Annotated in this window: 14 protein-coding genes; all 14 read right to left on the bottom strand. The window is 65.5% G+C overall.

All coding sequences use genetic code 11. The features are described from left to right. Positions 1-4 precede the first annotated feature (4 nt). Positions 5-1,039 (bottom strand): beta-N-acetylhexosaminidase, encoded by a 1,035-nt coding sequence (gene nagZ / locus IV112_RS16035; protein WP_304005127.1) that lies wholly within the window; start codon positions 1,037-1,039, stop codon positions 5-7. Further along, entirely contained in the window at positions 1,036-1,425 is a 390-nt protein-coding gene (gene acpS / locus IV112_RS16030; protein WP_304005124.1) for a holo-ACP synthase, read from the bottom strand. Before acpS ends, nagZ begins: the two co-directional genes overlap by 4 nt. Next, entirely contained in the window at positions 1,422-2,177 is a 756-nt protein-coding gene (locus IV112_RS16025) for a pyridoxine 5'-phosphate synthase (RefSeq protein ID WP_304005122.1), read from the bottom strand. The genes acpS and IV112_RS16025 overlap by 4 nt, the downstream gene beginning before the upstream one ends. Positions 2,178-2,179: 2 nt before the next feature. Next, positions 2,180-2,911, bottom strand: coding sequence for a DNA repair protein RecO (gene recO / locus IV112_RS16020; protein WP_304005119.1), 732 nt, complete (start codon positions 2,909-2,911; stop codon positions 2,180-2,182). A gap of 58 nt (positions 2,912-2,969) precedes the next feature. Beyond that, on the bottom strand, positions 2,970-3,860 hold the full coding sequence (gene era / locus IV112_RS16015; protein WP_020165055.1) for a GTPase Era: 891 nt from the start codon (positions 3,858-3,860) through the stop codon (positions 2,970-2,972). Next, complete coding sequence (gene rnc, locus IV112_RS16010) at positions 3,857-4,534, bottom strand: ribonuclease III (RefSeq protein WP_304005116.1); 678 nt, start codon at positions 4,532-4,534, stop codon at positions 3,857-3,859. Before rnc ends, era begins: the two co-directional genes overlap by 4 nt. A gap of 4 nt (positions 4,535-4,538) precedes the next feature. After that, positions 4,539-4,904, bottom strand: a complete 366-nt coding sequence (locus IV112_RS16005) for a DUF4845 domain-containing protein (protein WP_304005113.1) — start codon at positions 4,902-4,904, stop codon at positions 4,539-4,541. A 44-nt stretch (positions 4,905-4,948) separates the two neighbouring features. Further along, on the bottom strand, positions 4,949-5,761 hold the full coding sequence (gene lepB / locus IV112_RS16000) for a signal peptidase I (protein ID WP_304005110.1): 813 nt from the start codon (positions 5,759-5,761) through the stop codon (positions 4,949-4,951). A gap of 69 nt (positions 5,762-5,830) precedes the next feature. Further along, positions 5,831-7,624: a translation elongation factor 4 gene (lepA, locus tag IV112_RS15995; protein ID WP_304005106.1), complete on the bottom strand. Its 1,794-nt coding sequence runs from the start codon at positions 7,622-7,624 to the stop codon at positions 5,831-5,833. Positions 7,625-7,726: 102 nt separating this feature from the next. Next, positions 7,727-7,984 carry a glutaredoxin family protein gene (locus IV112_RS15990; RefSeq protein WP_019917815.1) on the bottom strand — a complete coding sequence of 86 codons (258 nt, stop codon included), beginning with the start codon at positions 7,982-7,984 and terminating at the stop codon, positions 7,727-7,729. After that, on the bottom strand, positions 7,981-9,423 hold the full coding sequence (locus IV112_RS15985) for a DegQ family serine endoprotease (RefSeq protein WP_304005102.1): 1,443 nt from the start codon (positions 9,421-9,423) through the stop codon (positions 7,981-7,983). The genes IV112_RS15990 and IV112_RS15985 overlap by 4 nt, the downstream gene beginning before the upstream one ends. Further along, a complete protein-coding gene (locus tag IV112_RS15980) occupies positions 9,420-9,848 on the bottom strand; it encodes a SoxR reducing system RseC family protein (protein ID WP_304005099.1) in 429 nt (142 codons plus the stop codon). The genes IV112_RS15985 and IV112_RS15980 overlap by 4 nt, the downstream gene beginning before the upstream one ends. Beyond that, positions 9,848-10,816 carry a MucB/RseB C-terminal domain-containing protein gene (locus IV112_RS15975; protein WP_019917811.1) on the bottom strand — a complete coding sequence of 323 codons (969 nt, stop codon included), beginning with the start codon at positions 10,814-10,816 and terminating at the stop codon, positions 9,848-9,850. Before IV112_RS15975 ends, IV112_RS15980 begins: the two co-directional genes overlap by 1 nt. Then, a complete protein-coding gene (locus IV112_RS15970) occupies positions 10,813-11,319 on the bottom strand; it encodes a sigma-E factor negative regulatory protein (RefSeq protein WP_304005095.1) in 507 nt (168 codons plus the stop codon). The genes IV112_RS15975 and IV112_RS15970 overlap by 4 nt, the downstream gene beginning before the upstream one ends. Position 11,320: the final 1 nt, after the last annotated feature.

Here is an 11,320-nt window from a genome sequence, read left to right as displayed (position 1 = left end):
TCTGTCAGGCGATCAGGCGCTGCACCGTGCCGAGGGCATCGCGGTAGCGCGCGTCCTGCGCCAGCACCGTGCGGTCGCCGTAGGGCTGGCGGGGCATCAGCGACTCGACACGCGCGCTGCGCACGCTGTCGAAAGCAGGCCGCCAGCCGTCGATCAGCTTCACCGTCTGGTCGCGCGCATTGCACACCAGCACCATATCGCAACCGGCATCCCACGCCGCTTCGGCGCGCGCCACCACGTCGCCGGCCACCGACGCCCCCTCCATCGACAGGTCGTCGCTGAACACGACGCCGTCGAAGGCGAGCTTGTCACGCAGGATGCCCTGCACCCATGCACGCGAAAAACCGGCCGGCATGCGGTCGACCGCCGGATAGATCACGTGCGCCGGCATCACGGCGTCGATCTGTTTGCCGAGGTCGATGTAGGGGCGGATGTCGTCGGCCCAGAGGGTGTCGAAATCACGCTCGTCGACCGGAATCGCGACGTGCGAATCCGCTTCGACGAAACCGTGGCCGGGGAAGTGCTTGCCGACCGACTTCATGCCCGCCGCACGCAGGCCTTCCGCCAGTGCGCCGGCCAGCGGTGCGACGATGGCCGGGTCGCGATGGAAGGCGCGATCACCGATCACGCCGCTGCGGCCGAAGTCGAGATCGAGCACCGGCGTGAAGGACAGGTCCACACCCAGCGCACGCAGTTCGGCCGCCAGCACATAGCCGGCGGCGCGCGCATCGGCCAGCGCGCGCTGCGCGTCGACCTCGTAGCGCTCGCCCAGCGTGCGCATCGACGGCAGATGGGTGAAACCATCGGTCTTGAAGCGCTGCACCCGCCCGCCCTCGTGATCGACCGCGATCAGCAGTGGCGGTCTGCGCACAGCGTGGATGGCTTCGGTCAGCGCTGCCAGCTGTTGCGCATCATGGAAGTTGCGGGCGAACAGGATGAGCCCGCCGACCGACGGGTGAGCCAGCAGTTCGCGGTCTTCGGCATCCAGTTCGAAACCGGCCACGTCGATCATGACCGGTCCGGGCGGGGTCGTTCTCATGCAATGTTCTCCGTGCGCTCGACCACCACGAAGGCGAGCGCGTGTTCGGTTTCGTCGGACAGCGAAAGATGGGCACGCAGGCCGCGCGCGTTCATCCACGCCGTCAGCGTGTCGTCGTAGGCGAAGGCCGGTTTGCCGAGATCGTCGTGCGTCACGGCGATCGAGCGCAGCAGCACCGGCGTCCGGATGCCGGTGCCCAGCGCCTTGCCCAGCGCCTCCTTGGCCGCGAAGCGCTTGGCCAGGAAGTGCGCCGGCTGCTTCGCCGATTCGTACTCGGACACTTCGGCGGCGGCCAGGATGCGCCGCGCGATGCCGTCACCGTCCTCCGCCAGCATGCGCTCGAAACGCGCGATGCTGCACAGATCGGTGCCGATGCCGAAGATCACGCAGCCCTCCCGGCCGCCTCGCGCATCAGTGCCTTCATTTCGCGCACGGCCTCGCGCAGGCCGACGAACACCGAGCGGCTGACGATGGCGTGGCCGATGTGCAGTTCGCGCACGCCCGGCAGTTCGGCCACCGGTTGCACGTTGGCGTAGTTCAGCGCATGACCGGCGTTGAAGCGCATGCCGAGGTCGCGGATCATCTTGCCGCCGGCACGCACCTTGTCCAGTTCGACCACCACGGCCTGCGATTCGCGGTCGCGGCCCAGACCGTGGAAAGCGTGCGCGTAGGGGCCGGTGTGTACTTCGCACACCTGGGCACCGATGCGGGCGGCCGCCTCGATCTGCGCCGGCTCGGCATCGATGAATACGCTGGTGACGATGCCGGCGTCGCGCAGGCGTCCGACCACGCCGGTCAGCCTCTCTTCCTGCGACACGATGTCCAGCCCGCCCTCGGTCGTCACCTCGTGCCGGCCTTCCGGCACCAGCATGGCCATTTCCGGCTTCAGTGCGCAGGCGATGCCCACCATTTCCTCGGTGGCCGCCATTTCGAGATTGAGTTTGATGTGCACCAGATCGCGCAGCCGACGCACGTCGTCATCCTGGATGTGGCGGCGGTCTTCGCGCAGATGCACGGTGATGCCGTCGGCACCGCCCAGATGGGCCTCGACCGCCGCCCACACCGGATCCGGTTCGTAGGTGCGGCGCGCCTGCCGTATCGTGGCCACGTGGTCGATATTGACGCCCAGTTCGATCATGTTCAGAGATCCTGTAGTTCGATGAAAACGCGCCGCGTGCGCAGCTCCTGTCCCTGCAGATAATGCGCGATCAGCACGCGCATCAATGTCTTCGCCAGCCGCGCGACCTGCGTGTCGGCGTAGTCGTCGGCGTGGATGGCCAGCGCCTGCGCGCCGCTCAGGCTGACGTCGTCCACGCCCCCCTCGCCTTCGAGCAGACCGAGTTCGGGCTTGTACATGTAGTGCGCCGCCGGATCGATCGCGTCGCCGTTGGCGTCGTGATCGAGCGTCAGCCCGTAGCCCAGTTCGCGCAGCAGCGCCTTTTCGAAACCGCGCAGCAGGGCTTCGTGGCGCACCGTTTCGGCCGGCGCCAGCGCGAGCTTCTGAACGGCTTCGGCATAGAGGTCGAACAGCGCCGGATGCGCGTCGTCGCGCGCCAGCAGGCGCTGCAGCAATTCGTTCAGATAGTAGCCCAGCAGCAGGCGCGGACCGGACAGCATGGGCCATGCACGCTGCCATTCGGCACGCGCCAGCGTGCGCAGTTCGCCGGCACCGAACCAGCCCAGATCCAGCGGCTGGAATTCGACCAGCACGCCACGCAGCTGCGAACGCGGCCGCTTGGCACCGCGCGCGACCAGACCAATGCGGCCAAAGTCGCGGCTGAACACGTCAACCACCAGGCTTGTTTCGCGATAGGGGTGGGACTGCAGCAGGAAGGCCGGCTGGCCGTCCACCCGCTGCTTGCCGGAGCTCACGGCACGGCCTTCCCGGCAGTGGGCCCGTCAGTGCAGATGGCGCGCATCGCCGACGAAGTCATGGCTCGAAGCCCAGGCTCTTCAGCGCACGCTCGTCGTCGGCCCAGCCGCTGCGGACCTTCACGTGCAGTTCGAGGAAAACCTTGGAACCGAACACCTTCTCCATGTCGCTGCGCGCGGCCGAGCCGACCGACTTCAGTACCTCGCCGCCCTGCCCGATCACGATGCCCTTGTGCGCCTCGCGACTGACGATGACACAGGCGGCGATGCGGCGCAGATTGCCTTCCGCCTCGAAGCGCTCGATCTCGACCGCCAGACCGTAAGGCAGTTCGTCACCCAGTTGCCGGAACAGTTTTTCGCGGATGTATTCGGCAGCGAGGAAGCGCTCGCTGCGGTCGGTGAAGTCGTCGGCGTCGAACATCGCCTGACCTTCCGGCAGCAGTTCGCCGGCCACCTTCAGCAATGCATCGAGCCCGTCGCCGCGCTGCGCGCTGACCGGCATGATGGCGTGGAAGTCGTGCAGCTTCGCGATGCGCTCGACGAAGGGCAGCAGCTTGGCGCGATCACCGGTCTTGTCCGTCTTGTTCAGCAGCAGCAGCACCGGACGGTCCTTGGGCAGCAGCGCGATCACTTCTTCGTCGGCCTCGGTCAGACGACCGGCCTCGATCACGAACAGGATCACGTCCACGTCGGCCAGCGCCTGCGTGACCGCGCGATTCATCACGCGGTTGAGCGCATTGCGGTGCTTGGTCTGGAAACCGGGCGTGTCCACGAACACGAACTGGTGCGCGTCACGCGTCAGCACACCGTGGATGCGGTGACGCGTGGTCTGCGCCTTGGCCGAGGTGATGCTCACCTTCTGGCCGATCAGCCGGTTCATCAGCGTGGACTTGCCGACGTTGGGCCGACCGACGATGGCGATGAAGCCGCAATGAGTGATGTCGGTCATGACTGCCCCTGAAGTTGTTCGAGTGCGCGCGTGGCGGCGGCCTGCTCAGCGTGACGGCGGCTGCGCCCTTCGCCTTCGGTGCGCAGACCGTAGGCTTCGACGATGCAGGCGGCGCAGAACACCGGTGCGTGCGCCGGGCCGGAGGTGGAGGCGATTTCGTAGCGCGGTGGCTTCTTCGCGCGTGCGTGCAGCCATTCCTGCAGCGCCGTCTTCGGGTCGCGGGCGTCGCGCTCGGGGTTCAGCGCATTCAGGCGGGCATCGAGCAGCCGCGCGACCACCTTGCGTGCCGCCTCGTAGCCACCTTCGAGAAAGACAGCGCCGATCAGCGCTTCGAGCGCATTGGCCAGCAGCGCCGGGCGGCTGCGACCACCGGTCTTCAGCTCACCCGCGCTGAGCCGCAGCGCGTCGCCGACAGCGATGGCGGCTGCGATTTCGGCGAGCGTGTCTTCCTTCACCAGCGATGCGCGCAGCCGCGACAGCAGACCTTCGGGCACATCCGGAAAGCGGCGGAACAGCAGATCGGTGGCGGCGCAGTCGAGCACCGCATCGCCCAGCAGTTCGAGCCGCTCGTTGTGAGTGGAGGAGAAGCTGCTGTGCGTCAGCGCCTGAGCGAGCAGTGCGCGCGATGCGAAAACGTGGCCGAGCGCCTGCTCGATCTGGGCATCCGGGTTCAACGCGTCAGTTCGACCCCGAGGCCGACCCTTCGAAGTCGAACAGCAGGCTCACTGGCCCGAACAGCGGCACCTTGCGCTGGTAGGCGAAGGAAATCTCGACGCCCTGAGTGTCCTTGACGATGTCGAGATCGGCCGGCGTGACACTGGACATTTCGTCCATGATCGCGCGCTTGGCGTAGGCATTGCGGTAGTCGGCGACGGTACCGCCCTTGACCTCGCCGCTCTTCACGATGGCTTTCACGTTCTTCAGGATGGTGTAGTACTCGATCACCGCCGGCACCGACTTCATGCCGAGAATGACGACGATGGCGATCAGACCCGCCACCAGAATGAATCCCACCATGCTCAGACCGGACTGCTTGCGCTGCATCGCTGTCTCCCTGTTGCCTGTTCTGATTGTCTGACGCTGCCGGATCAACGGAAGCTGCCGATGCGGCCGAAATCGATGCCCTTCGGCGGCACGATGGCATCCGCGTGGAACCAGACGAAGAAGGCCTTGCCGACAATGTTGGCGTCAGGCACGAAGCCCCACACGCGGCTGTCCGCACTCTGGTCGCGGTTGTCGCCCAGCACGAAATAGTGGCCGGCCGGCACCTCGCAGCGCACCCCTTCGTGATTGTAGACACAGTTCTCGCGCCCCGGAAAATCGAGCGCCATCGGTACGTCGGCGCGCGCGTCGCGGTCGTTCAGGATGGAATGTTCGACCTCGCCCAGCGTTTCCGAGTAACGGTTGGAATAGTAGGCACGTTCCTTGTGGAAGTAGTCCTCCTGCGCCTTCACCGGCACCTCGACGCCGTTGATGGTGAGCCGCTTGTTCTGGTAGGCGATCTTGTCGCCCGGCAGGCCGACCACGCGCTTGATGTAGTCGACCGACGGATCGGCCGGGTAGCGGAACACCATCACATCGCCGCGCTGCGGATCATTCATGTCGACGATCTTGGTGTTGAGCACCGGCAGCCGCACGCCGTAGGTGTACTTGTTCACCAGGATGAAGTCGCCCACCAGCAAAGTCGGAATCATCGAGCCTGACGGAATGCGGAAGGGCTCGACGACGAAGCTGCGCAGCGTGAATACGACGATGATGACGGGGAAGAAGCTGGCACCGTATTCGACCCACCACGGGTCAGGGGTGCCGGCCGGGCGCTGCTTGGCAAACACCGCCTTGTCCATCACCCACAGAATGCCCGTGAGCACACACAGCACAAAAAGAATCAGTGCGAAATTCAAGATGGAAATCCAGTCGTATTGTCGGGCGTCCGGGCGGACGCCTCGTTTGTCGTCCGAGCCTGTTGGTCCTTACTTGTCGTCAACGCGCAGCACGGCAAGGAAGGCTTCCTGCGGAATTTCTACATTGCCCACCTGCTTCATGCGCTTCTTGCCGGCCTTCTGCTTTTCCAGCAGCTTCTTCTTCCGCGTGATGTCGCCGCCGTAGCACTTGGCCAGCACGTTCTTGCGCAGCGCCTTGATCGTTTCGCGCGCGATGATGTGGGCGCCGATCGCCGCCTGCACCGGCACGTCGAACATCTGGCGCGGAATCAGTTCGCGCATCTTCGCCGCCACCTCGCGGCCGCGGAACTGCGCGTTGGCTCGGTGCACGATGACGGACAGCGCATCGACCTTCTCGCCGGCCACCATCAGATCGAGCTTCACCACGTCGGCGGCGCGGTACTCCTTGAATTCGTAATCGAGCGAGGCGTATCCGCGTGACACTGACTTCAGCTTGTCGAAAAAGTCGAACACCACTTCGGCCATCGGCAGGTCATAGGTCAGCTGCACCTGGCGACCGTGGTAGAGCATGTTCACCTGCTGACCGCGCTTCTGCTCGCACAGCGTGATCACCGCGCCCAGGTAATCCTGCGGCATGAAGATGACCGCCTTGATGATGGGCTCGCGGATTTCAGCAACCTTGGACGTTTCCGGCAGCTTGGACGGGTTTTCCACCATGACGACGCTGCCGTCGTTCATCAGCACCTCGTACACCACGGTTGGCGCCGTCGTGATGAGGTCCATGTCGAATTCGCGCTCGAGCCGCTCCTGCACGATTTCCATGTGCAGCATGCCGAGGAAGCCACAGCGGAAACCGAAGCCCAGCGCCTGCGACACTTCCGGCTCGTACTGCAGCGAGGCGTCGTTCAGCTTGAGCTTTTCCAGCGACTCGCGCAGCTGGTCGTACTCGCTGGCCTCGACCGGATACAGACCGGCGAACACCTGCGGCTTGATTTCCTTGAAGCCGGGCAGCGGCGCGTCGGCGCGGCGGTCGGCCAGGGTAATGGTGTCACCGACCTTGGCGGCCTGCAGTTCCTTGATGCCGGAAATGATGAAACCCACCTCGCCGGCCGACAGACTGGTCTTCTGCACCGATTTCGGCGTGAACACGCCGACCTGGTCGCACTGGTACTGGGCACCGGTCGACATCAGCAGCATCTTGTCCTTGGGCTTCAGCGCGCCATCGACCACACGCACCAGCATCACCACGCCGACGTAATTGTCGAACCAGGAATCGATGATGAGCGCCTTCAGCGGCGCGTCCGGGTCGCCCTTGGGCGCCGGAATGCGCGCGATCACCGCTTCGAGGATGTCGTCGATGCCCATGCCGGTCTTGGCCGAACACGGAATGGCGTCGGTCGCGTCGATGCCGATCACGTCCTCCACTTCCTGCTTCGCGTTGTCCGGATCGGCCTGCGGCAGGTCCATCTTGTTCAGCACCGGCACCACCTCGACGCCGAGGTCGAGCGCGGTGTAGCAGTTCGCCACCGTCTGCGCCTCGACACCCTGCGAGGCATCGACCACCAGCAGCGCGCCTTCGCAGGCGGACAGCGAGCGGCTCACCTCGTAGGAAAAGTCGACGTGCCCCGGAGTGTCGATCAGGTTCAGGTTATAGACCTGACCGTCCTTGGCCTTGTACGACAGCGCAGCGGTCTGCGCCTTGATGGTGATGCCGCGCTCGCGCTCCAGATCCATCGAGTCAAGCACCTGCGCCTCCATCTCACGGTCGGACAGGCCGCCGCAGCGCTGGATCAGCCGGTCCGCCAGCGTGGACTTGCCGTGATCGATGTGGGCGATGATGGAAAAATTTCGGATGTGCTGCATCAGTCGAATGGAATCGGGAACGGAATCAAAAAAGGGCGGCGGAAAACAAAAAAGGGCGCCGTGGCGGGCACCCCTGTGCGGTCAGCCGGACCGGGCCTGCAGTCAAGCGCGCGATTCTAGCAGATAGGCCCGTACAGCCCCCTCGTCCAGCCGGTGCCGGCACAGTTCGCGATCGCCCGCACAGAGCACCGGAATGTGCTCGCCATAGGCGTCCTCGAATTCCTCGTGCTCGTCGATATCGATTTCGCGCACGCTGATCCCCTGGCCGGCGATCAGCGGCTCAAGCGCCTCGATCAGCTCGTCACACAGGTGGCACCAGCGCCGCAGGTAGAGCGTCAGTTCGCGCTGAGCGCCGCTCACTTGCCGTCGCCCTGCCCGTTCGGCGCGCGCAGCGTCAGGAAGGTCTGGCTGTCACCGCGGCGTACAAGCACCGTCAGCCCGACCTTGGGTTCGATGCTGGAGAGGATCTTGTTGAACTGCTCCAGCGTGCCGACCGGTGTCTGCTTGCCGCGGGCGATCACCGCCAGGATGACGTCGCCGGCACGCAGGTCGGATCGCTGGTTGCCCGCGACTTCCTCCACCTTCAGCCCGCCCTCGACCTTCAGTTCGCGCTTCTGCTGCGGCGTCAGCTCGGACAGCACCAGACCCAGCCGGTTGGGTGCGGGTGCCGCCTCGGGCGCCGCGCCCCGGCGGGCCTTGCGCGGGTCGATGCGTTCGTCGCTCAGTTCGGCCACGGTGACGCGGATATCACGCGTCGCACCGTTGCGCCAGATCTGCGCGACCGACGCCGTGCCCGGCTTCGTTCCACCCACCAGCCGCGGCAGATCGCCCGACTTCTCGACCTGCTTGCCGTCGAAACGCAGGATCACGTCGCCCGGTTCGATGCCCGCCTTTTCCGCCGGGCCACGCGGCTCGACCGAACTGACCAGTGCACCTTCGGCGTTCGGCAGGCCAAAGGAGTCGGCCAGTTCCTTCGTCACTTCCTGGATGACCACGCCGATGCGCCCGCGCTGCACGCGGCCGGTGGCGCGCAGCTGCGACTGCACATCCATCGCGACGTCGATCGGAATGGCGAAGGACAGGCCCATGAAGCCGCCGTTGCGACTGTAGATCTGCGAGTTGATGCCCACCACCTCGCCGCGCAGGTTGAACAGCGGCCCACCCGAATTGCCGGGGTTGATGGCGACGTCGGTCTGGATGAAAGGAACGAAGTTCTCCTGCGGCAGCGAGCGGCCCTTGGCCGACACGATGCCGGCCGTGACCGAGCTCTCGAAACCGAAGGGCGAACCGATGGCAACGACCCACTCACCCACCTTGAGCTTGCTGGCGTCGCCGAAACGGACGACCGGCAGGCCGGAGGCGTCGATCTTGAGCACGGCGACGTCGGTGCGCTTGTCGGCACCGATCACGCGCGCCCTGAACTCGCGCTTGTCCGACAGGCGGACGGTGATCTCATCGGCTTCATCGACCACGTGCGCGTTGGTCATCAGATAGCCGTCGGCCGAGATGATGAAGCCGGAACCGAGCGAGCGCGCGTCCTGCGAGCCCGGTACGCCCGGCTGCTGCGGAATGAAGCGGCGGAAGAAATCGAACATCGGGTCGTCTTCGTCCAGACCCGGCGGAAGCTGCGGCATTGCACGCGTACTGACCTTCTGCGTCGTGCTGATATTGACCACCGCCCGTCCCTGCTGCTCGACCAGCTGAGAAAAATCCGGCAGTTCGCGTTGCGCGCTGGCCGGGGGAACGAGGGCAAACAGGCAACTCAGGCTGAACACCGCAGCCGCGAACAGGGATTTCATGATCTGGGCGAAAGGTCGCGACCGGAAAGGATGCGTACGGAAGGAATGAGCGTGCTGCGCGAGCGGCTGCCACGCAGCCAGCCCGCTGCCGCGATCAGACCGACCAGGGCTCCTGCGGCCACCGAAAGGTCCGAATCGCCAGCCAGCAGCATGGCCAGTGCAACGCCCACGAACAGCGCGAGCAGCGCAACGCCGTAGGTCAGCAGCGCGGCGATCAGCGGCGCCCGCTGCGACACGACGACATCGACGCGTTCGCCTGGCCGCACGGCGACGTCAAGGGGTATCACGTAGGTCGCCGCGGCCGATTCACAGGCCCGACCGCAGCCACCGCTTTCGGCACATCGACCACACCCGCTCTGCCGCTCGACATCGACCCAGGCGAAACCATCGGCGACGCGGCGGACCTGACCCGAACGGACGTTCATCAACGCTTCTGTCCCACCGCGTCCGCCATGCGCTGCAGACTGTGCGGCGGCACCTCGCCGAGCGCGGTGATGACGTAGCCCGCCAGCCGTCGCTTGTACACATTCACGGCGCCATGCTTCATCGGCCCGACGACGTTTCCGTCTTCCTTGCGGTAGGGCTCGATGAATACCGAGATTGCAGCGAGGCCGTCGGAGAACACCATGTGGACCATGTCGGGGCGGTCCGGGCCAAGCGACCGCTTCATGCCGGCGATCTGGCGGAAGCCCGGCACGTCGCCATTCATCGTCCAGCCGAGGTCGGCATTCTGGGCCTGGGTCGAATTCGCCGTGTGCACCTTCCAGCCGGACGACGAGGCAGCCAGTCTGGATTGCACGTCCTCACGCGTCAGCGCCGGGCCGAGCTGCAGTTGGGCGAAGGCGAACTGCTCTATCGGTTCGCTGCGCTCGTTCACCATGCGTGCCTTCAGCAACAGGCCGGTCTGCGCCTCGATCCAGAACATGTGACCGTAACGGTAACCGTCCTTCGGCTCGAGCAGCACGGACTGGGTATCGAAGCCTGCGACGCGGCCGGGCGGGCCTTTGCGAACCGTGTAGTAATCGCTGAGCGCACCGACCGACTCCGGCAACAGCGACGGGAAAGTCTTCCGCGCGCCACGCCGGTCCTCGATGATGATCTTTTCCTTCGGCAGGTAGCAACGCACCTCGTCATTGACGCGGATGACCTCGCGCGGGCTGCCGTCGAGCACTTCCAGCCGTTCGACCGAATTGCCCTCGGTGTCGACGTAATGTGCGACGCGCGAGGTTTCAACATTCGAACCGCTCTGATAGACGAAAGTGCCGATGTAGGAGGTGCGCTGCGAGGCGCTCACCGCTCGCCCGAGGAGGGACAGCGCTTCAGGCTGCCCCTGGGCCAGCGCGCCCTGCGCAAACAGCAAGGACGCAAACAGCCAGACTGCCCGCACGATCATCGACGGTCGTCGGTCTGCGGATCCGAAACGCCGCGCGCGTAGAGCGCGACGCCCTGCATGCTGCCGGTCGGCGAGTAACCCTGATGCGCGACCAGATAGGCGCGAAGGGGCGATTCGGTCTGTGCAAGCTGCACCGGCACGACCACCGGGGCAACCGCCAGTTGCGGCTGCACGTCGGGTGCAGACATGAAGTCGAGCCCCAGCCAGGACACCAGCGCGACGCCGGCAACGGCTGCCGCTGCGGGCATCCACAGCCGCTTGGCTTCGGGCTGGACGCGGAAGGCGACCGGCGCAAGCACCGTGGGCTCGTCGTCGAGCCTGCTCATGACCGACGCCGTGAAACGCGCGTCGAAACCATCGTCGCCGCGCAGCACATCACCGATCATCACCTGCAATGCAAACTCATCGCGCAGATCGCCGTCCGCGTGCAGGCGATCCAGCACCTGCTGCGACGTGCGCTCATCGAGCTCGTCGTCGATGAATGCGCTCAGATTCTCTTTCATG

Source organism: Methyloversatilis discipulorum (assembly GCF_018780585.1).
GTDB classification, from domain to species: domain Bacteria; phylum Pseudomonadota; class Gammaproteobacteria; order Burkholderiales; family Rhodocyclaceae; genus Methyloversatilis; species Methyloversatilis discipulorum_B.
Note: the sequence above shows the minus strand (reverse complement) of the source record. Positions and strands in the feature narration are given on the sequence as shown.